17 protein-coding genes are annotated in these 20,223 nt (G+C 60.3%); 10 read left to right on the forward strand and 7 right to left on the reverse strand.

All coding sequences use genetic code 11. From position 1 onward, the window contains the following. Nucleotides 1-110: 110 nt before the first annotated feature. Complete coding sequence (locus AB4P90_RS11340; protein WP_019821419.1) at nt 111-1,733, reverse strand: MFS transporter; 1,623 nt, start codon at nt 1,731-1,733, stop codon at nt 111-113. A 91-nt stretch (nt 1,734-1,824) separates the two neighbouring features. Further along, nucleotides 1,825-3,492, reverse strand: coding sequence for a GMC family oxidoreductase (locus AB4P90_RS11345; protein WP_014717976.1), 1,668 nt, complete (start codon nt 3,490-3,492; stop codon nt 1,825-1,827). Nucleotides 3,493-3,620: 128 nt separating this feature from the next. Here AB4P90_RS11345 and AB4P90_RS11350 point away from each other — a divergent pair, with 128 nt between their 5' ends. Beyond that, entirely contained in the window at nt 3,621-4,514 is an 894-nt protein-coding gene (locus tag AB4P90_RS11350; protein ID WP_014717977.1) for a LysR family transcriptional regulator, read from the forward strand. 132 nt (nt 4,515-4,646) lie between these two features. Here the strand turns inward: AB4P90_RS11350 and AB4P90_RS11355 are convergent, their stop codons facing one another. The 3 genes from AB4P90_RS11355 to AB4P90_RS11365 all read right to left on the reverse strand — a co-directional run bounded on the left by AB4P90_RS11355 (nt 4,647) and on the right by AB4P90_RS11365 (nt 8,601). Continuing rightward, entirely contained in the window at nt 4,647-6,506 is a 1,860-nt protein-coding gene (locus AB4P90_RS11355) for a DUF3857 domain-containing transglutaminase family protein (RefSeq protein WP_395605898.1), read from the reverse strand. 179 nt (nt 6,507-6,685) lie between these two features. Continuing rightward, a complete protein-coding gene (locus AB4P90_RS11360; protein ID WP_395605899.1) occupies nt 6,686-8,032 on the reverse strand; it encodes a glutamine synthetase family protein in 1,347 nt (448 codons plus the stop codon). An 11-nt stretch (nt 8,033-8,043) separates the two neighbouring features. After that, nucleotides 8,044-8,601 carry a helix-turn-helix domain-containing protein gene (locus AB4P90_RS11365; RefSeq protein ID WP_019821423.1) on the reverse strand — a complete coding sequence of 186 codons (558 nt, stop codon included), beginning with the start codon at nt 8,599-8,601 and terminating at the stop codon, nt 8,044-8,046. Nucleotides 8,602-8,743: 142 nt separating this feature from the next. Between AB4P90_RS11365 and AB4P90_RS11370 the strand changes: the two genes are divergently transcribed. Together AB4P90_RS11370 and AB4P90_RS11375 are read left to right on the forward strand one after the other, a co-directional pair. Further along, nucleotides 8,744-9,052 carry an RcnB family protein gene (locus AB4P90_RS11370; RefSeq protein ID WP_014717981.1) on the forward strand — a complete coding sequence of 103 codons (309 nt, stop codon included), beginning with the start codon at nt 8,744-8,746 and terminating at the stop codon, nt 9,050-9,052. Nucleotides 9,053-9,139: 87 nt separating this feature from the next. Continuing rightward, complete coding sequence (locus tag AB4P90_RS11375) at nt 9,140-10,333, forward strand: MFS transporter (protein ID WP_072435654.1); 1,194 nt, start codon at nt 9,140-9,142, stop codon at nt 10,331-10,333. Here the strand turns inward: AB4P90_RS11375 and AB4P90_RS11380 are convergent. Together AB4P90_RS11380 and AB4P90_RS11385 are read right to left on the reverse strand one after the other, a co-directional pair. After that, on the reverse strand, nt 10,296-10,568 hold the full coding sequence (locus tag AB4P90_RS11380; protein ID WP_003190355.1) for a DUF1652 domain-containing protein: 273 nt from the start codon (nt 10,566-10,568) through the stop codon (nt 10,296-10,298). The genes AB4P90_RS11375 and AB4P90_RS11380 overlap by 38 nt on opposite strands. Nucleotides 10,569-10,670: 102 nt before the next feature. Then, nucleotides 10,671-12,167, reverse strand: coding sequence for a PAS domain S-box protein (locus AB4P90_RS11385; RefSeq protein WP_014717983.1), 1,497 nt, complete (start codon nt 12,165-12,167; stop codon nt 10,671-10,673). 203 nt (nt 12,168-12,370) lie between these two features. Here AB4P90_RS11385 and AB4P90_RS11390 point away from each other — a divergent pair, with 203 nt between their 5' ends. The 7 genes from AB4P90_RS11390 to AB4P90_RS11420 all read left to right on the forward strand — a co-directional run bounded on the left by AB4P90_RS11390 (nt 12,371) and on the right by AB4P90_RS11420 (nt 20,178). Then, nucleotides 12,371-13,339, forward strand: a complete 969-nt coding sequence (locus AB4P90_RS11390; RefSeq protein WP_395605900.1) for a hypothetical protein — start codon at nt 12,371-12,373, stop codon at nt 13,337-13,339. 78 nt (nt 13,340-13,417) lie between these two features. After that, complete coding sequence (locus AB4P90_RS11395; protein WP_003190361.1) at nt 13,418-14,038, forward strand: hypothetical protein; 621 nt, start codon at nt 13,418-13,420, stop codon at nt 14,036-14,038. A 247-nt stretch (nt 14,039-14,285) separates the two neighbouring features. Then, nucleotides 14,286-14,627: an FKBP-type peptidyl-prolyl cis-trans isomerase gene (locus tag AB4P90_RS11400; RefSeq protein ID WP_032903474.1), complete on the forward strand. Its 342-nt coding sequence runs from the start codon at nt 14,286-14,288 to the stop codon at nt 14,625-14,627. 11 nt (nt 14,628-14,638) lie between these two features. Next, a complete protein-coding gene (locus AB4P90_RS11405) occupies nt 14,639-15,238 on the forward strand; it encodes a GNAT family N-acetyltransferase (RefSeq protein WP_072435653.1) in 600 nt (199 codons plus the stop codon). Nucleotides 15,239-15,672: 434 nt separating this feature from the next. Further along, complete coding sequence (mgtA, locus tag AB4P90_RS11410) at nt 15,673-18,378, forward strand: magnesium-translocating P-type ATPase (protein ID WP_395605901.1); 2,706 nt, start codon at nt 15,673-15,675, stop codon at nt 18,376-18,378. 167 nt (nt 18,379-18,545) lie between these two features. Further along, a complete protein-coding gene (locus AB4P90_RS11415) occupies nt 18,546-19,262 on the forward strand; it encodes an MgtC/SapB family protein (RefSeq protein WP_019821435.1) in 717 nt (238 codons plus the stop codon). Nucleotides 19,263-19,551: 289 nt separating this feature from the next. Continuing rightward, nucleotides 19,552-20,178, forward strand: coding sequence for a response regulator transcription factor (locus AB4P90_RS11420; RefSeq protein WP_014717992.1), 627 nt, complete (start codon nt 19,552-19,554; stop codon nt 20,176-20,178). Nucleotides 20,179-20,223 lie beyond the last annotated feature (45 nt).

Below are 20,223 nucleotides of genomic sequence, written 5' to 3' on the forward strand. Positions count from 1 at the left end.
CGCTGTAGGAGCGAGCTTGCTCGCGAAGGTCGTTAACGATGACGCGGGGCGCCTGGTGCCCCGCGTTGCTCTCAGGTTCTTCGCGAGCGAGCTCCTACAAGGGAGAGGTATCAGTTTTTTTCGATATCCACATGCCGGGTTTCCTTGAGGCAGAACAACCCGACGATCAGGCTCACGCCCGTCACCACCACCGGGTACCACAACCCATAGAAGATATCGCCGGTGTACACCACCAGGGCAAACGATACAGTGGGCAGGAACCCGCCAAACCAGCCGTTACCGATGTGGTAGGGCAGGGACATCGAGGTGTAGCGGATGCGCGTCGGAAACAGCTCCACCATCAACGCCGCCAAGGGCCCGTAGCACATGGCGGCGATGAAGATCAGCACCACGATCAGCACCACCACCATCAGCTTGTTGACCTGGGCCACATCCGCCGATGACGGGTAACCGGCCAGGGCCACGGCGCCACGCAGGGCCGCTTCATCAAAACCGTCGATACGCACATCGCCGACGCTCACTTGCACCGGGCTGCCCGCAGGGGCGGCGGCGCTGCTGTAGGGCAGCCCCTGTTTGACCAGGAAGGTCTTGACCTTGTCGCAGGGGCTGTCAAAACGTGCCTTGCCCACCGGGTCGAACTGGAAGGTGCAGGTGGCCGGGTCGGCCAGTACGGTGATCGGCGCCTGTTGGCTGGCCTGGTCCATTGCGGGGTTGGTGTAGTGCGCCAGGCCCTTGAAGATCGGGAAGTACAGCGCGGTCGCCAACAGCAGGCCGAGCATCAGCACCGGCTTGCGCCCGACCTTGTCCGATAGCCAGCCAAACAGGATAAAGAACGGTGCGCCGATCACCACGCTGATGATCAACAGCATATTGGCCAGGGCTGGGTCCATGCGCAGGAACTGGGTGAGGAAGAACAGCACATAAAACTGCGCTGCGTAGAAGGTCACCGCCTGCCCGCCGTTGATGCTGAACAGCGCGATCAGCACCACCTTGAGGTTTTCCCACTTGCCGAAGGACTCGCGAATCGGCGCCTTGCAGGCCTTGCCTTCCTCTTTCATCTTCAAGAAGGCGGGCGATTCGTGCAGGCTCATGCGGATCCAGGTCGAGATGCCCAGCAGCACGATGGAAAACAGGAACGGAATGCGCCAGCCCCACACCTCGAACTGATCGCCGGTGAAGTAACGGCAGGCCAGCACCACCAGCAGCGACAGCAGCAGGCCGAGGGTGGCGGTGGACTGAATCCAGCTGGTGTGCAGGCCGCGCTTGCCCGGTGGCGCATGCTCGGCCACGTAGGTAGCGGCGCCGCCGTACTCACCGCCCAGCGCCAGGCCCTGCAGCATGCGCAGCACAATGAGGATGATCGGTGCGGCAATGCCGATGCTGGCGTAGGTCGGCAGCAACCCGACGCAGAAGGTTGCCACGCCCATCAGGATGATGGTCACGAGGAAGGTGTACTTGCGCCCGATCATATCGCCCAGCCGGCCGAACACCAGCGCTCCGAATGGCCGCACCACAAAGCCTGCGGCGAAAGCCATCAAGGCAAAGATAAACGCCGTGGTGTCGTTGACCCCGGCGAAGAACTGCTTGCTGATCACCGCCGCCAGGGCGCCGTAGAGGAAAAAGTCATACCACTCGAACACCGTCCCCAAAGAGGAGGCGAAGATGACCTTTCTTGATTCGTTGGCGGTACTTGCACTGGCCGCCGAGCCCAGGGGTTGAGCATGTTCTGACATCGGGTGTCCCTCACAGTGATTATTTATTGTTTTTCCACTGTCGGCGCCAACCTCGGCGCCGGTGTTTTTCAACTTCATATAGCGTTAATGATTACGCGGGGTGCCCTGTGGTGCGCGGTGCTGGTGGGTTTTTCGCGAGCAAGCTCGCTCCTGCAGTGTTGGGTGACAGAATCAGCTGTGCGGCCTTCTCCGCGATCATCAGCGTGGGTGAGCAGGTATTGCCGGAGGTGATGCGCGGCATGATCGACGCATCGGCAATGCGCAGGCCGGGAATGCCGTGTACGCGCAGCTGGCTGTCGACCACGGCGTCTTTGTCATCGCCCATGCGGCAGGTGCCCACCGGATGGAAAATCGTGGTGCCGATCCGTGCAGCGGCCTCGTGCAGTTGTTCTTCAGTTTGCAGGGCTTCGCCGGGCAGGTATTCCACCGGTTTGAACTGGCTCAGGGCCGGAGCGGCGACGATGCGCCGGGTCAGGCGAATAGCGTCGGCCGCTACACGCAAGTCTTCGGGGTGGCTGAGGTAATTAGGCTGTATCAGCGGCGCATCCGCCGGGTTGGTCGAACGGATATCCACCCGGCCGCGACTTTGCGGGCGCAGGTCGCAGACCGACGCGGTAAATGCCGGGAAGCCGTGCAACGGTTCGCCAAAGCGTTCCAGGGACAGTGGCTGCACATGGTATTGCAGGTTGGCCGAGGTCTGCTCCGGGCCGGAGCGGGCAAACGCGCCAAGCTGGCTGGGCGCCATCGACAGCGGGCCGCTGCGGTCGTACAGGTAGCGCAGGCCCATGCCCATCTTGCCCCACAAGGTACCGGCGATCTGGTTCAGGGTGCGGGCATTTTCCAGCTTGTAGATCAGGCGCAGTTGCAGGTGATCTTGCAGGTTGCCACCAACCCCTGGCAGCTCGTGCACCACGTTGATACCCAGCGGCTTGAGCACATGGGAAGGGCCGATCCCTGAGCGTTGCAGAATCCCCGGTGAACCCACGGAGCCGGCGCACAGCACAATCTCCTTGCGCGCCTTCCAGCTCATCGACTGGCCGTGTTGACGCCCCAGTACCTGGCAAGCACGCCCGTTCTCCAGTAGCACACGCTCAACCTCTACCTCAGTCAGCACGGTGAGGTTAGGGCGCTGGCGGATCGGCTTGAGAAACGCCTTGGCCGCATTCCAGCGCACACCGGCTTTCTGGTTGACCTGGAAATAGCCACAGCCCTCGTTGTCGCCCTGGTTGAAGTCATTGATATTGGCGATGCCGCTTTGAGCCGCCGCCTCACGAAACGCATCGAGGATCGGCCACGACAGGCGCTGTTGCTCGACGCGCCACTCGCCGCCCTCGCTGTGGAATTCAGAGCCGCCGGCAAAATGGTTTTCGCTCTGTTTGAACAGCGGCAGTACGTCTTTCCAAGCCCAGCCCGCGTTGCCCGCCGCCGCCCAGCCATCGTAGTCCTGGGCCTGGCCGCGCATGTAGATCATGCCGTTGATGGACGAGCAGCCGCCCAGCACTTTGCCGCGAGGGTAACTCAAGGCGCGTCCCTGCAGGCCGGCTTGGGGTTGGGTCTTGAAGCACCAATCGGTGCGTGGGTTGCCGATGCAGAACAGGTAGCCGACGGGGATATGGATCCAGGGGTAGTTGTCGCGGCCACCGGCTTCCAGCAGCAGGACACGGTGAGCCGGGTTGGCGGACAGACGATTGGCCAGCAGGCATCCGGCAGGGCCGGCGCCGACGACGATGTAATCGTATTCAGCAGTTGCATTGGGCATCTGGGGTCTCGCTTGTTTTTCTTATTGGGCCCATCCTAGTTGTTAGTTTTCGTCTTAAAAATGTTAGTTTTTACCCACCCGCTGTGCGTTTTTAAACAACGCCGGCTGGCCCAGGCTCTGGAGGCGATATGTTCGACTGGAATGACCTGCGGTTTTTTCTCGAGTTGCAGCGCAGTGGCCGCCTGCTCACCGCCGCCCAACGCCTGAAAACCACGCATGCCACCGTGGCGCGGCACATCGACGCCATCGAGAAAAGCCTCGGCACTGCGCTGTTTGTGCAGCACGCCCAGGGCTATGAACTGACGCCCGCCGGCGAAGCGCTGCTCAAGCATGCCGAGGCTATGGAAAATGTGGCACTGCTGGCTGAAGATGAACTCACCCATTCTGCTGCGCCCCTGGGCAAGATCCGCCTCGGCGTAGCCGAAGGCCTGGGCGTGATGTTTCTGGCCGCACGCATGGGCGGGCTATTTGAACGCTACCCAGGGTTGGAGGTGGAGCTGGTCGCGGTGCCGCGCTTTGTCAGCATCCTCAACCGCGAGGCGGAGATCAGCATTCACTTGGAACGCCCCAGCGCCGACCAACTGGTGACGCGCAAACTCACCGATTATCGCCTGGCGCTGTACGCCAGCCGTGCCTATCTGGCGCGTAACCCGCCCATCGAAAAACGTGAAGACCTCGCTGCCCATGCCTGGATCGATTATGTCGATGACTTGCTGTTCAGCCAGGAACTGAAGTTCCTCAACAGCTTCTGCCGTAGCCCCAAGGTGGTGTTCCACAGCACCAGCGTGATCGCCCAGCACCAGGCGGCGCGTTCGGGGTTGGGCATTGCGGTGTTGCCGTGTTTCATGGCAGCTGGCGATGAGGCGTTGGTGCCGTTGTTGCCGGCAGAGGGCATTCAGCGCAGCTATTGGATCAGCTCGCGCCGGGAGCTGCACAAGTCGGTGCGGTTGCGGGTGTTGTGGGATTATGTAGTGGGGTTGTGCGCGCGGGAGCAGGGCTTGTTGCTCGGTGAATCCCGCTGACGCACACGGATTAAACGGTGGGAGCTGGCTTGCCTGCGATGGCGGCGTGTCAACTTGCACATGAGTGGCTGATACACCGCCATCGCAGGCAAGCCAGCTCCCACATTTGGATCGGGGTGTGTCAGGGGCAGTCTAGAACTTTACTACCTGATGCACCTGCTCGGCACAGGCCCGAGCCTCTTCAATCATCTTTCCGAACGCATCGCTGGTGACTTCGGCATGGGTCAGCCAGCGCTTTTTCTGGCTCAGGCGATAGTGGTAGCGCAGCGAGCCGTCCTCGAGTTTGCCGTCCAGGTCGAGGTCGTACCAGGGCGAGCGCACCTTGCAGCCGGGGATGGCTTTTTCCATCTTCCCGCCAGCCAGGGTGTAGGTGTAGTCGTAGGTCTCTGGGTTGCCCAGGTAGAGGTCAGCCTGTTGCCCCTGGCGGCGATAGTTGATGTAGCCCTCCCAGCGGTCTTTCAAGGACGGGTCGGTGTAGACATAGTCATTGTCCAGTTTTTCCAGGGCGCGCTGATCGTTCATGCGGGCGGTGACGCTGTAGCCGTCATGTACCACAAAGCGGGTGGGTTCGCGGGTGATCTGGCAGTCGCTGATGTCATTGCCGAAGTTGGCGCAGATGTTCTGGTCGGTGGCGGTGGTGCCTTGCTGGCGGTCAGCGACGCTCAGTTGCATCAACGGCAAGCGGCTGAAGGTAATAGTCGCCTTGACCGCGCCATCTCCCTCTTTGCCGTACTGCACCTGTTTGTCCAGGCGTATCGAGACTTCGGGGCGCTCCAGTGGGATGTGTTCTTCACGCACCTGGCCCTGCGCATCGTTGACCAATACCCACCGGTCCTGAATGTCGGGCATGGTTTGGCCAGGGGCGAAGACCGGGTTGGTCGGGTCAAGCCACCACACCTGTCCATTCACTTCGGCACGCACGATGGCATGGTTCGGCGCCTGGGTGCCGGGGATCAGCAAGGCATCGACCACGTCGCCACGGCTGACCCACGCGGTCTCAGCCTTGATGCCGCTGGCCTTGAGCATGGCCGTCAGCAGGGTCGCCAGGTCCTTGCAATCGCCGTAGCCGTGCTGCTCGATTTCCGCCAGGCTGAACGGCACATAGCCGCGCTCGGTCGCCCGCCAGTCACCCAGGTAGCGGTAGTGATCATTGATGTGCTGCATCAGCGCGGCCACTTGCTCAGCCGGCGCCAGGCTGCGTGCGGCGGCCACCGCGGTGGCGGCTTGCGCCGGCAGGGTGGCGCCGAGGATCTGGTTGTAACGCTGGGCGAAATCACCAAAGTACGCCTGGCGGTCCACGGCGCTGCCCACTTCAAGGCGTGGGACGCGCAGCAGCGCGGCGGCGGAGGATTCATTGATGTAGTTGAGGTAGGTCGGGGCTTTTTGCACCACGTCCAGGGTCTTGCCGTTGCTCGAAGGCGTTACCTTGAAACCGTCGAACAATTCACTTCGCCACGGGATCGGCCGTTCGGCGGTAAAGCGCGCCTTGAAGCGATCGCGGCGGGCTGAGCTGGGCCCGAATTTGAGTACATAGTGGAACTGAGTCATCAGCGGTTTGGCCGGGTAATGCTGGCGTACCGTGTAGCGGATCTGCGTGCCCACGCGCAGGTTGGGGAAGGCCAGGGAGGTTTGCTTGTCGCGGCTGAAGCCTTGGTCCGGGTTGGGTGCGCTGCGGGTATCGATTTGCGTGGCAGCCAGGGCGACCGGCTTGGCGCCAGGCTGAGTGGACTGTGCACTGACCACTTCAAAGGTGTCGGCTTCGGAGTAGTCGAAGTCGATGCGCGAGAGCATTTCGCGGCCGTTGGCCTTGAGAATTGTGTAGCGGTAGGTGGTGGTGCAGTCAGTGCTGGCGTCGCGGTTGAAGTGGCAGTGCAGCTCGGTGTCACTGGCCAGCGGGGCTTCGGCTATGGGTTGCAGGGCCGCGCTGACGGAATGGGAAACCAGCCCCAGACTGATGACAATCAAAGGGCGGTGAAACGGAAAACGGTACATGGGCGCCTCGGGTGACACATTGAAACAGCTACCCGGCGGGTAGCGAGAAGGCGCCGGATGATAATGGATCTCAACGGCAAAGGCCAGGATTGTTCGACAATTTATCGGGCTGAAAGGCCCGTTCTAGAGCCTTTCTTTGATTTGGGTCAAGGTTTTTATACCGCGAGCGCGTCACGCGCTTAGAGGAACCAGCGATATTCCCGCGCCTGGATCTCCTGCTGGAAAGTCAGGTGGTCCTGGCGTTTGTTCTCGCAATACACCTCGACAAATTCCGCGCCCAGCTTGTCGCGCAGTACTGGTTGTTGTTGCATGGCACGCACGGCGTCGAGCATTTCCACCGGGAAATCGGCGCCGCTGTTGCGGTCCTCGTTCAGTGGCGCGATGGGTTCGCGCTTGGCCTCAAGCCCGTGCTCCAGGCCCACCAGGATCGCCGCCAGCACCAGGTAAGGGTTGGCATCGGCGCTGGCCAGGCGGTGCTCGATCCGCAGGTTGCGCGGGTCGGACTCGGGGATGCGCACACAGGCATCGCGGTCTTCAAAGCCCCAGCTCGCCCGCGTCGCAGCGTTAACCGTGCCGCCCAGGCGGCGGAAGGCATTGTGGTTGGGCGAGAAAATCGGCATGCAGTGGGGCAGTAATTCCAGGCAACCGGCTACGGCGTGGCGCAATGGCCGCTGCTGATGGGCCGCTAGCAAGTTATTGCCCGCTGCGTCGTAAAGGCTGACATGCACGTGCATGCCGCTGCCGGGAAATTGCAGGTAGGGTTTGGCCATGAAGCTGGCGCGGTAACCATGCTTGAGCGCGACGCCACGGGTGCTACGGCAGAACAGGGCGGCCCAGTCGGCGGCGCGCAGGCCGTCATCGCAGTGGCCGAAGTTGATCTCGAACTGGCCGGGGCCGATCTCGGCGGTGATCACCGTGATGTCGATGCCTTGGTCCTTGGCGGTTTGCGCCATGTCGTCGAGCACGTCGCTGAAACGCGACAGCCTTTCGATATGCAGGTTGGGCTGGTCGTCGGCATCCCCACTGAGCGGGTCGCGGGCAAATTGCGGCAGGCCGTTTTCCAGCTGTTTATCAAACAGGTAGAACTCCAGCTCAAACGCCACCACGGGATGAATGCCCTGATGCTGCAAGCGTTCCAGCACCTTGGCCAGGACTTCGCGGGGTTCGAACTCGATGGGCGCTTCGGTGCCGTCCGAGGTGATGAGCATTTGCCCCAATGGCTGCGACTCCCAGTTCACCGGTTTGAGCGTGCCGGGCACCAATCGGCGATTGGCGTCCGGGTCGCCATCGTTGAAGCAGTAGTCGCCAATCTTGAACAGCCCACCCTGGGCCCCCAGTAGCACCGCATTCTGCGGCAGCTTCAGCGGGCTGCCGGCGGCGATTTTTTCAAGCATCTCCACTGGGTAGCGCTTGCCGTAGAAATGCCCGGGAATGTCCAGGGCGATCAGGTCGACATAGCGCACGTCGGGGTGGTTCTGGCGAAAGCTCCGTACTTCGGCCAGCAACGTGGAGGAATGGCTTTTCACGGGTGCAGCTCCTAGTTGTAAACCCACAAGACGCGGGCGGGCAGGTCGGTCAGGTTGGCGTAGCGGCAGTGGGCGAAACTGGCGAGGTGGAAGCTGTCGCCGGGGCCGAGGGTGACTGGCTCGGCTTCGTCATCCACCCACAGGGTCAACTCGCCTTCGAGCACAAAACCAGCCTGTTCGGCGCGGTCGCTCATAGTCTGTTCGCCGCTGTTGGCACCGGGGGCCAACAGGCTGTCAAGCATCGAGAACGCGCCGTTCATGCTCGGCGACACCAGGATGTCGGTGATGCCGTTGGCGTAATACACCGTGCGCCGCTCGTTGGGGCGTGTGACCCAATCCACCGCCTTGGGTTTGGGCAGGCTGTAGAAATAGGTGGTGGGCACGTCGAGGGCGTGGCTGATGGCGGTTAAATCGGCCACGGTCGGGCGCGACAGGCCACGTTCGACCTGGGACAGAAATCCCACCGATCGTTCGATTTTTTGCGCAAGTTGGGCCAGGGTGAGCTTCTTGTGCTTGCGCAGGTCGTGGATCAGCGCCGCGAGGGTGGCGAGTTCTTCTTGTGGGGTCATGAAATTTATATCGAATAATTTCATGAAAAATTACACGATAAATTTCACGAAGGCAATCTTTGGCCACAGGGAAACCCGGCTGAATGATTGCGCGCCGCCGCGGTCGGAAACTGGGTACGCACCATTAATTGAAGGAGCACCCATGAAGTCGAAAACCTTAGCCGCTTGCCTGCTGGTCGCTGCCAGCTTTTCCTCCGTCAGCGCTGTCGTGCAGGCCGGCGATACCCCTCAGGAAACCGTGCAACCTTCAAACATCAACGCCCGTGACTTGAAAGAGGGTGATCGCGCCCCGGACATCTTGATGCGCGAGGAGTCAGCGATTAAAGACTGGAAAAAACGCGGGCTCAAACAGCCCGAAGAAGAAAGCCAATGGGCGCGTGTAGGTGACAAGTACGTCCTGCTCAAGACCACCAACGGCACCATCCTCGAGATTACGCCAGTCAAGAAATAATCCCGCCGGGCACCTGCTCGTTTCATGTTTCTTGCGTTAAGGTAACCGACCGCAATGGTCGCGTTACCTTTGAAGAACGAGAGCAGGATGCTTGCCACCATCAGAAACTACCCCCGCACCGTGAACCTGTTGCTGTGCGCCACGTTGCTGCTGACGCTGGCCAAGGCCATCACCTTTCCTTATCTCGTGATCTACCTCACCAGCCACTTCGCCTTGGACATTACCCAGGTCGGCCTGGTAATCGGCAGTTCGCTGATCGTCGGTTCACTACTCAGTGTCTACGGCGGTTTCCTGGTCGACCGCATCAACAGCTATCGCCTGTTGCTCGGCTTGAGCCTGGTGTTTGTGCTGGGGTTTATCGGTACGGTGCTGGCGCAGAATATCTGGGCGTTCTATGGCTGCCTGATCCTGATCAACCTGGCCTACGCCGTCATTGATATTGCGGTGAAAGCCGGCTTCGCCAGCCTGCTGCCCGAAGACGCGCGCAGCGAAGTATTTTCCATCAAGTACACCCTCACCAATATCGGCTATGCCGTAGGGCCGTTCTTTGGCGCGATGGTGGCCAAGCTGGATATCAGCTTGCCGTTTGTTCTGTCGGCGCTGTTGGGGCTGGGGTTTTTTCTGCTGTATGGGCGCTGGGGTGACCGTAACTTGGCCACGGTGGACGCCACGCAAAAGCCGCTGCCGTTCCTTGCCGTCGCCCGCGTTTTGCTGCAGGACCGTCGCTTAGTGTGCTTCACCCTCGGCGGTTTACTCAGCGCGGTGGTGTTCGGCCAGTTCACGGCCTATCTGTCGCAATACCTGGTGACCACCACGACCGCCGAATACACCTACACGGTGATCAGCGCGGTGCTGACCACCAACGCCGTGCTAGTGATTGCCTTGCAGTACCTGATTGGCCGGCGCATCTCGCACCGTTACCTGAGCCAGTGGCTGATCGCTGGCTTGAGCATGTTCATGCTGGGGTTGATCGGCTTCGGGCTGTCCACCAGCGTGGTGGGCTGGGTGCTGGCGATGGCGGTGTTCACCGTCGGGGAGATCATCGTGTTCCCGGCCGAGTACATGTTTATCGACCGAATTGCCCCGGACCACCTGCGGGGCATGTATTACGGGGCGCAAAACCTGTCCAACCTCGGTGCCGCGCTGGGGCCGGTGCTGTGTGGGCTGGTGTTGGCCAGCCTGCCGGCCCATTACATGTTCTACATGCTGGGGGCGTTTATCGTCGCAGGTGGGGTGTTTTATTTCATGGGAGCGGCGATAAAGGCAAATCATCCAGCGTGAGCTTGCCGACGTTGTTGCTTTGCAGCTCGTAGCGCAATTCATCCACCATTTTCGCTACTTCCTGCGGGGTCTGCAGGCGGTTGGTGCTGATGCCAGTGACCACCAGGTCGACGCGGCCGGTCTCGGCATCATAGACCTTGAGGGTCAAGGACGCGTCCCGGCACAGGGTGAATTCGCACGTCAGCGGTGACAGGCCTTCTTCGATGCAGTTGCGCAGCTGAGAGAGGGTAAACATGCGGGTTCCTTCTAGGCATAAATACGATCCCTTGAAGGTTATTGCTTGCACCGCCGCTCAATAAGGCGAATTCGCACTAGACGCACTAGTGCATTTGCAGGGTCAGGGCTTGTTTTTCAGGCGCAAATCACCGGCAAACAGCCCGCGTTCACGAGCCCAGACGATCGCTGCACTACGGCTGTGCACCCCCAGCTTGGAATACACCGTGGCCACATGGTTACGCACGGTGTTGGGCGCCAGTTTCAGGCGCGAGGCGATCTCTTTGTCCGCCAGGCCCTCGCAGATCAGGCCCAATACATCGCGCTCGCGGGCGGTGAGGTCGGTGAAGGAAACATTCGGCAGGTTGGGGCTGTTGACGCTCTTGGCGTTGGCCAGCTTCTCGATCAGGGTCTGGCTGAACCAGGACGCGTCCTGCATGACTTCCTCGATGGCCGCCACCAGTTCCAGCTCCGAGCGTTTGCGCTCGGTGATGTTCATCAGCACCATCAGGTAGCAGGGCACGTCCTGGATAATCACGGTGTCGGCGGATACCACGCAGTCGATCACCTCGTTGCCTTTCTTGCGCACCTTGAGGTCCTGGCCTTCAAGGTTGCCGGCTTTTTCCAGGGTGGCGAACAACTGCGCGCCGGCCTGGGGGCTGTCGATGAAGTTGATGTCTTCGATGGATTTGCCGATCAGTTCCTCGCTGATATAGCCGGTGATGCTCATGAAGGCTTCGTTGATGTCTACCACCTGGCGGTTGTCGGCACTGCATACCAGGGTCGGCACGGGCGTCAGGCGGAAGGATTTGGCGAAGCGTTCTTCGCTCTGGCGCAGGGCGATCTCGGCTTTACGCCGTGGCTCCAGGTCGGTGAAGGAAAACAGCATGCAGTCTTCCTCGTTCATGTCCAACGGTTGGCCGGCGACGATCACCAGTTTGCTGCCACCTTCGGGCAGTCTCAGTTCGGCCTGCATCTGCGGGATGGTCGCGCCTTCGCCCAGGCGCTGGATCGCCAGGTCCTTGCGCTCGGCCTGTTCCAGCACATCCAGTTCATACACGGATTTGCCGATGACCTGGTCGCGGTTGTAGCCGGTCATCTCCAAAAAACCCTGGTTGACCTTGATGTAGCGCAGGTCGCTGAGGCGACAGATCACCGCGGGCGCCGGGTTGGCGTTGAAGGTTTTCTCAAAACGTTGCTCGGCGCTGGCCCATTCGGTGGCGTCGCTGAGGATCAGCACCAGCAACTCCGGCTCACCCTGGGCATCGGTCAGCACCAGGCTGCGCAGGCGATGTACCCAACTGCGGTGTTCGTCGTCGGCGGGCGTGACTTCCACCACCACATCGCTGAACTCTTCACCGGCAGCCACGCGGCTGAGGGGGTAGCTGTCCAGTGGCAAGGGATGGTTGTTGCGATAGCGCAGGGCAAAGCGCTTGGCGTACGCCTCGGTATTGGCGCCCAGTTCCTTGACCTCGCTGACCCCATGCATGGTCAACGCCGCTTCATTGGCCCACAGAATGGTCTGGTCGACCTCGGCCAGAATCACACCGTCGGACAGTCCCGAGATGATGGTCTGCAGTTGGCGGCGGTTGGTTTCTTTGGCGAGAACATCCTGGGTCATAACGTCTCCGAATAGGGCAGGGCAAGGCACATTGGGTTACGACATCGTGGCCTCAGGATAGTGCAGAGTCATTGCCCACGGGGCAGTGCGAATGCACCAGGTCGCCTGGTGCATATGGGCCAGGACTGAACGTATGTCGTTTCGCCACACTCACACCCATCAAGGCGCATTGCCTTGCTCCTCAATTTGAAAAGGACCTTTGTATGACCACTGTCTATGAAACCAATCGATCGCTGTTTCGAGTGTCGTGGAGCTCGGTATTGGCCGGTAGTGCAATCGCACTGGTCACCTACCTGGTTTTGAGCGTGTTGGGCACCGCCATTGGCGCCAGTGCCGTTGACCCGATGGAAGCGGGCAACCCGTTGAGCGGTTTTGGCACGGGTGCGGGTATCTGGCTGTTTGTATCGACACTGGTCGCCATCGCGTTGGGCGCCTTCGTGGCCGGCCGCACCGCGCCGGATCGTGGCGGTCTGCATGGGGTGCTGACCTGGACCTTGACCACCTTGCTCACCACTTGGCTGTTGGCGGGCCTGGCTTCCAGCGTATTCGGTACGGCCGGCAACGTGGTGGGTAAAGGTCTGTCTGCTGCGGGCAGTGGCATTGCTGCCGCCGCGCCGGGGATTGGCAATAGCATCAAGCAACAGTTGAATGAGCAGGGCATCGAGCTGGACTGGAACAGCCTGCAAGGCCAACTGGATACGTTGCTCAAGCAGAGCGGCAAGGCTGAACTGGACCCTGCCAATGTCGAGCAGAAAGCCGATCAGGCAGCTGCCGATGGCAAGCAGTCGGCTACCGATGCAGCGACCAATCCTGCCCAGGCCGGTGATGAGCTCAAGCAATGGTTCGAACGTGTGAAAGCGTCCGGCGAGCCAGCATTGAATGCAGCGGATAAAGAGGCGCTGGTCAACATCGTCGCGGCCCGCACTGGCAAGAGCAAAGAAGAAGCCACCCAGATCGTCGACAACTATGCCCAGGCTTATCAGCAAGCCATGCAAAAAGTCGATGAGCTGAAAAAACAGGCTGAACAGAAAGCCCGTGAAGCCGGTGAAGTCGCTGCCAAGCAACTGTCCCGCGCCGCCTGGAGCACCTTGGCCATGCTGCTGTTGGGTGCGGCGTTGAGCTTCTTTACTGGTCGTATCGCGCTGACTACCCGTCGCGTGCCTTTGGCTTAAAGATGTCTGCGGCAAGGACGCCGCCTGTGTGAAGGGGTAAAATGCTGGCATTTTACCCTTATCCCACAAAGGTGACCCTTGAGCGCAGGCAAAGCCGTCGGACTGTTATTACTCACTTCCCTGTTGGCGGCGTGCGGCACCTCGCCGCCACGCACGCCCAACGACCTCTGCGGTATCTTGCGCGAAAAAGACGACTGGTACGACGCCGCCAAGGTCACGCAAAAGCGCTGGGGCGTACCGATCCAGGTGCCGTTCGCCATCATGTATCAGGAGTCGGGCTTTCGCCACGACGCCAAAACCCCGCGTAAATACCTGCTGTGGATCATCCCTTGGGGCCGCGTCTCCACCGCTTCCGGCTATGCCCAGGCCAAGGATGAAGTATGGAACGACTACCGCAAAGCCACCGGCCGCAGCGGCGCTGATCGCGAAGACTTCGACGACGCGATCGACTTTATCGGCTGGTACATGGACAAGACCTACACCATCAATGGCGTTTACAAGTACGACGCCTATGGCCAATACCTGAACTACCACGAAGGCTGGGGCGGCTACCGCCAGCGCACCTACGCCAGCAAAGCCTGGCTGCCGCCGGTAGCGAGCAAGGTACAGGCGCGTTCGCAGATGTATGCGCGCCAATATGCCGGGTGCAAGGATGAGTTGGGGCGTGGGTTCTGGAGCCGGTTCTGGCATTGGTTGTAAAGGCTTTTGGATGCACGCAGATCCAATTGTGGGAGCTGGCTTGCCTGCGAAAGCGGTCGTGCAGTCACAGATGCATTGACTGACACACCGCCTTCGCAGGCAAGCCAGCTCCCACATTGGATTGTGTTAACGCGGCTGTATGCATTCCAGCGAACGATCTACCATCACGCTGGCTGTTCCCCTGCGCTTGCCAAACCCACCCAATTCTGGGAAAACCCCAGCCTTTGACCCCTTCAATGAGAACCCCATGAGCAACGATGAACTGCAGGTCACAGACATCCGCCTGGGCGACGGCAAAGCCGTGGTCAAGGGCGCGCTGATCACCACCCAATACACAGGCACCCTGGAAGATGGCACGGTGTTCGATTCCTCCTGGGAACGGGGCAAACCGTTTCAGTGCGTGATCGGCACTGGCCGCGTGATCAAGGGGTGGGACCAGGGCTTGATGGGCATGCAGGTTGGCGGCGTGCGCACCTTGTATGTACCCGCGCACCTGGCCTATGGCGAGCGCTCGATGGGCGCGCATATCAAACCCAACAGTAACCTGCGCTTCGAGATTGAATTGCTGGAAGTGCTGACGCGGGATTGAAGAGGTTGAACATGGACGTTGATCTACATCTGTTGCCTGGCAGCTCCTTGGAAGGCATTCGGGTGGTTGAGCTTTTGGGTTGCGATGAGGCTGAGTTGCAGCAGTTTTTTGAACAGGCACCCGATTACTTCATCGCGGTGAATGGCGAACCGGCTACCCCGACCGAAGCACGGGAAGAGTTACGCGGCCAATTGCCCGCTGGCTGGCATTGCAGTCGCCTGTACTGGCTGGGTTACCGCGATGCGCAGGGCCACTTGGTCGCCGTGGTGAATATCGCCGCTGATTTGCTCGCCACTGGGGTGTGGCACATCGGGTTACTGCTGGTGCATGCGCGCTGGCACGGCAGCGGGCTGGCGCAGCGTTTGCACACCGACCTTGAGGCGTGGGCGGTGGCAAAGGGCGCTCAGTGGCTACGGCTGACGGTAGTGGTGGGCAATACCAGAGCCGAGCGTTTTTGGCCCAGGCTTGGCTATGTACAGGTGCGCACCCGTGAGGGGATCACGATGGGCCGGCAGGTGAATAGGGTGTCTATCCAAGTGAAGGTTGTGGCTAGCGCGAGCATTGAAAACTACCTGGCGCTGGTCGAACGGGATCGCCCAACGTGGGGTTGAGAAAGGCGTTCCTGAACCCATCCTGAAGAATTTTCTTATTCACCATGCAGGCACTTTCCTACGGTTTACTCCGCCAACATCGGGGCGTAAGCTTCGCGCGTTTTCATCAATAGCGGAGACCCTCAGTGGGTACTTGTTCGAGTGACAGTCGTCGGCCGGTTTCGGTAACCGGCCTCTTGGCAAGGTAACGCGCATTTTCCAGATGCCGTTGTCTCGCCTCACAAAGCGAGAAGCGGCATCCCGGCGGTGACCAGTCCTGGCACCCGCCTGATTCCCTCTCATCGACGCTGACCAGCACCTGGGTAACGCCTGGATGCTACGGACGCGCCTGCCTGTTACGGCGGGCGGGCCAGGTTCGGCTGTGCCTGTGTGACGGGCGCGGTGTGGACGGGCAGTACCTGCACGACGGTTTTTCCTCGCGCAGGAGTTACACCATGAACCTCACTTTGCTCAAAGAGTTCTTCGCCGGTTTCCTGCGGACCCGGCATATCGCCCGGCATTTTCGCCGCCTGGCGATGCTGGAGACCGTGACCGATGCCAGTGTCAGCCGGGAAGTACCGCCCAGCCTGACGCAGACACTGGTGGCGTCTGCCAACCGCAGCACTGTGCAATTGCTGGGCGTGCTGGGCAGCCACACCGAGGGGCTGAACACTCAGGAGGCCGACGCCCTGCGCGTGCAGTACGGCCTCAATGAAGTCGAGCACGAGCAGCCGCTGCCGTGGTGGGTGCACCTGTGGCATTGCTACAAGAACCCGTTCAACCTGCTGCTGACTCTGTTGGCGGTGATCTCCTGGCTGACCGAAGACATGAAGGCCGCCACGGTGATTTTCTCCATGGTGGTGCTCTCGACCCTGTTGCGCTTCTGGCAGGAGGCCAAGTCGAACAAGGCCGCCGACGCCTTGAAGGCCATGGTGAGCAACACCGCGACGGTGCTGCGCCGCGATGCTGCCAAGCGCATTGAACTGCCGATCAAACAACTGGTGCCAGGCGATCTGATTGTATTGTCGGCCGGCGACATGATCCCCGCGGACTGCCGCGTGCTCAGCGCCAAGGACCTGTTCGTCAGCCAGGCGGCGATGACCGGTGAATCCATGCCGGTGGAGAAGTTTGCCCACCAGCAGGACGCCCACACGCGCAACCCGCTGGAGCTGGAAAATATTCTGTTCATGGGCACCAACGTGGTGTCCGGCGCCGCCACGGCGGTGGTCCTGGCCACCGGCAACAGCACGTATTTTGGTGCCTTGGCGCAACGCGTCACGGCGACAGACCGTGCGACCACCTCGTTCCAGCAGGGGGTTAACAAGGTCAGTTGGTTGCTGATTCGCTTTATGTTCGTGATGGCGCCGCTGGTGCTGTTCATCAACGGCTTCACCAAGGGCGACTGGACCGAGGCGTTGCTGTTCGCGCTGTCGATTGCGGTTGGCCTGACCCCGGAAATGCTGCCCATGATCGTCACCTCGACCTTGGCCAAGGGCGCGGTGTTTCTGTCGCGCAAAAAGGTCATCGTCAAGCGCCTGGACGCGATCCAGAACTTTGGCGCCATGGACGTGCTGTGCACCGACAAGACCGGCACGCTCACCCAGGACAAGATTTTCCTGGCGCGCCATGTGGACGTGTGGGGCCAGGAGTCGGACGACGTGCTGGAAATGGCCTACCTCAACAGCTACTACCAGACCGGCTTGAAAAACCTGTTGGATGTGGCCGTGCTCGAGCATGTGGACATCCATCGTGAGCTGAAAGTCGGTACCGCATTCCACAAAGTCGACGAGATCCCATTCGATTTCAACCGCCGCCGCATGTCGGTGGTGGTGGCCGAGCAGCATCAACCGCATTTGTTGATCTGCAAAGGGGCGGTGGAGGAAATTTTGTCGGTGTGCAACCGCGTGCGCCATGGCGACGTCGATGAAGCGCTGACCGACGAACTGCTGGCGCGCATTCGCCAGGTGACGGCCGCTTTTAACGAAGAAGGGCTGCGGGTAGTGGCGGTAGCGGCGCAGCCGATGCCGGCAGGGCGTGATACCTACAGCCTGGCGGATGAAAACAACCTGACGCTGATCGGCTATGTGGCATTTCTCGACCCACCCAAGGAAAGCACCGCCCCCGCCCTCAAGGCCCTGAAGGCCCACGGCGTGGCGGTGAAAGTGTTGACCGGCGACAACGAACTGGTCACGGCGAAGATCTGCCGCGAAGTGGGTCTTGCGCAACAAGGCTTGCTGATGGGTAACGACATCGAGGCGATGAGCGACGCCGAACTGGCCCTGGCGGTGGAAACCACCAATGTGTTTGCCAAGCTCACCCCCAGCCACAAGGAACGCATCGTACGGCTGCTCAAGGCCAACGGACATGTGGTGGGCTTTATGGGCGATGGCATCAACGACGCTCCGGCGTTGCGCACGGCGGATATCGGGATTTCGGTGGACAGTGCGGTGGACATCGCCAAGGAAGCGGCTGACATCATCCTGCTGGAGAAGAGCCTGATGATCCTGGAGGAGGGCGTGCTGGAAGGCCGGCGCACCTTCGCCAACATGCTCAAGTACATCAAGATGACCGCCAGTTCCAACTTCGGCAACGTGTTTTCGGTGTTGGTAGCCAGTGCCTTCATTCCGTTTCTGCCGATGCTGCCGATGCACCTGCTGGTGCAAAACCTGCTGTATGACATCTCGCAAATTGCGATTCCGTTCGACAACGTCGATGACGAGATGCTTGCTACGCCGCAACGCTGGCAGCCCGGGGAAGTGGGACGTTTCATGTTGTTCTTCGGGCCGATCAGTTCGATCTTCGACATCACCACGTTCGCACTCATGTGGTATGTGTTCGATGCCAACACTCCAGACCACCAGACGCTGTTCCAGTCCGGCTGGTTCGTGGTGGGGCTGCTGACCCAGACCCTGATCGTGCACATGATCCGCACGCCGAAAATCCCGTTCCTGCAAAGCCGTGCAGCGCTGCCGTTGATGCTGATGACCGGCGTGATCATGGCCGTGGGGATATTCCTGCCGATGGGGCCTTTGGCGCACTACTTCAAATTGCAGGCGCTGCCGTCGCTGTACTTCGTGTTCCTGCCGGTGATTTTGCTGGCGTACATGGCGCTGACCCAGGCGGTGAAGGGCTACTACATCCGCAGGTTTGGCTGGCAGTAACAGGTCCCGTGCAACATCGCCAAACCCTGTGGGAGCCGGGCTTGCCCGCGATGACGGTGTATCAGTCGCCAGACTCATGGGTCGGTGTACCGCTATCGCAGGCAAGCCAGCTCCCACAGGGACCTGCGGTGTTTTTCAATTTGTCGCTGCATTCATGGAGATTTTTTATGCAGGCAATCAACAACATCAACCTCAACTCCCTGGTCGACACCGTGGTCAGCCTCAGCGCTGCGTTTATTCTCGGTGGCCTGATCGGGTTCGAGCGCCAGTACCGCCAACGCACCGCCGGCTTACGTACCAATGTGCTAGTGGCGGTAGGCGCGGCGATCTTTGTCGACATGGCCAACCGCCTGGGCGGTGCGGAAGGCGCGGTGCGCGTGGTCGCTTACGTGGTGTCGGGCATCGGCTTTTTGGGGGCGGGTGTGATCATGCGGGAGGAGGGCAATGTACGCGGGCTTAACACTGCCGCCACCCTCTGGGCTTCGGCGGCGGTGGGCGCCTGCGCCGGGGCCGATCTGATCCTCGAGGCTTTGCTGGGCACGCTGTTTGTGCTGGCGGCCAACACCTTGCTGCGGCCGATCGTCAATAACATCAACCGCCAACCCTTGGACGTGGTGTCGGCAGAGGTCACCAATATCCTCTATGTCATTGCGCGCCGCAGTCAGCAACAGGCGGTGATGGCATTGCTGGAAGCCGAGTTGGCCCGCTGCAACTACCCGGCCAGTGATGTCGATGTGCGGCCATTCGGCAGCGACGAAGTGGAAATCGAGGCCATCCTGGCCGCCACGTCGGTGGATGGCGATGAACTGGATGCACTGGTGGCGCGCCTCTCAACATCAACCCTGGTGGTACAGGCTTTCTGGAGCCCGAGTACCACCGATTGATCTCCTTTGGGCTGGCCAGGATTGGCTAAGCTTGTTTGTGGAAAAATCCTACATATAGTCCGGATTATCCCTTCAGTTGAAACATCATTGCGTTGCTAAGGTTGGGCACTTGCGGCTGTTGGGTCGTTGAGGTCCGGCGTCCGTGGTTATGCTGAGTTAATTGAAGGGGCCAGACACCGCCTCGTTACCTTCCTCAGAAGGCAGCGCCGCTCGTCGGAACTGTCAGTTCTCACAGGTACCCAGGTCCGGTGTGATGTGTAAGGGTATTTTGTCCACATAGGGAAGTTTTATGAGCAAAGCATTAATTGTGGATGACCATCCGTTTATCCGGGCGACGGTCAAATATCTCCTGAAAGTGGAGGGGTTTGATGAGATTTTCCAGGCAGGGGATGGCGCAGATGCCATGCAGTTGGCGAGGGAGCAACGTCCCGAGCTGATTATCCTCGACCTGGCGATGCCTAAATTAGGCGGGTTGGAGGTTATCAGCCGCATCAAGGCGTTGGGCCTGCCATGCAAGATTCTGGTACTGACCTCCTACCTGGCGGTGTTTTTTTCTACCCGCTGCATGCGTTCCGGTGCCATGGGGTTCGTCGCCAAGACCGGTGAACTGGATGAGCTGCAAAAGGCTATCAAAGCCATCATGTCGGGCTACAGTTGCTTCCCCAGTTTGCCGACCAGTTCGGTGCGTCGCGACGATCTGCAAGAAACGGAACGGCAGATGATCGACTGCCTGTCGGATCGTGAATTGACCGTGTTGCAGATGCTGGCCCTGGGGCTGGGTAACAAGGAAATCGCCGAGCAAATGCTGCTGAGCCACAAGACCATCAGTACCTACAAGACTCGACTCAAGGAGAAGTTACGAATGTCCTCGGTAGTGCACTTATCCAAGTTTGCCCAGCGCAACCATCTGATCTGATCCGAACTGAAATGGTCACCACCGCGTTGATGAGGTTCGCCACGG

This window comes from Pseudomonas sp. B16120, assembly GCF_044218845.1.
Classification (GTDB): Bacteria; Pseudomonadota; Gammaproteobacteria; order Pseudomonadales; family Pseudomonadaceae; genus Aquipseudomonas; species Aquipseudomonas paracarnis.

What these genes read in the sequence shown, in the direction of transcription:
- AB4P90_RS11340 (WP_019821419.1), bottom strand. Translation starts at nt 1,733, where the DNA reads ATGTCAGAACATGCTCAACCCCTGGGCTCGGCGGCCAGTGCAAGTACC.
- AB4P90_RS11345 (WP_014717976.1), bottom strand. Translation starts at nt 3,492, where the DNA reads ATGCCCAATGCAACTGCTGAATACGATTACATCGTCGTCGGCGCCGGC.
- AB4P90_RS11350 (WP_014717977.1), top strand. Translation starts at nt 3,621, where the DNA reads ATGTTCGACTGGAATGACCTGCGGTTTTTTCTCGAGTTGCAGCGCAGT.
- AB4P90_RS11355 (WP_395605898.1), bottom strand. Translation starts at nt 6,506, where the DNA reads ATGTACCGTTTTCCGTTTCACCGCCCTTTGATTGTCATCAGTCTGGGG.
- AB4P90_RS11365 (WP_019821423.1), bottom strand. Translation starts at nt 8,601, where the DNA reads ATGACCCCACAAGAAGAACTCGCCACCCTCGCGGCGCTGATCCACGAC.
- AB4P90_RS11370 (WP_014717981.1), top strand. Translation starts at nt 8,744, where the DNA reads ATGAAGTCGAAAACCTTAGCCGCTTGCCTGCTGGTCGCTGCCAGCTTT.
- AB4P90_RS11375 (WP_072435654.1), top strand. Translation starts at nt 9,140, where the DNA reads ATGCTTGCCACCATCAGAAACTACCCCCGCACCGTGAACCTGTTGCTG.
- AB4P90_RS11380 (WP_003190355.1), bottom strand. Translation starts at nt 10,568, where the DNA reads ATGTTTACCCTCTCTCAGCTGCGCAACTGCATCGAAGAAGGCCTGTCA.
- AB4P90_RS11385 (WP_014717983.1), bottom strand. Translation starts at nt 12,167, where the DNA reads ATGACCCAGGATGTTCTCGCCAAAGAAACCAACCGCCGCCAACTGCAG.
- AB4P90_RS11390 (WP_395605900.1), top strand. Translation starts at nt 12,371, where the DNA reads ATGACCACTGTCTATGAAACCAATCGATCGCTGTTTCGAGTGTCGTGG.
- AB4P90_RS11400 (WP_032903474.1), top strand. Translation starts at nt 14,286, where the DNA reads ATGAGCAACGATGAACTGCAGGTCACAGACATCCGCCTGGGCGACGGC.
- AB4P90_RS11405 (WP_072435653.1), top strand. Translation starts at nt 14,639, where the DNA reads ATGGACGTTGATCTACATCTGTTGCCTGGCAGCTCCTTGGAAGGCATT.
- mgtA (WP_395605901.1), top strand. Translation starts at nt 15,673, where the DNA reads ATGAACCTCACTTTGCTCAAAGAGTTCTTCGCCGGTTTCCTGCGGACC.
- AB4P90_RS11415 (WP_019821435.1), top strand. Translation starts at nt 18,546, where the DNA reads ATGCAGGCAATCAACAACATCAACCTCAACTCCCTGGTCGACACCGTG.
- AB4P90_RS11420 (WP_014717992.1), top strand. Translation starts at nt 19,552, where the DNA reads ATGAGCAAAGCATTAATTGTGGATGACCATCCGTTTATCCGGGCGACG.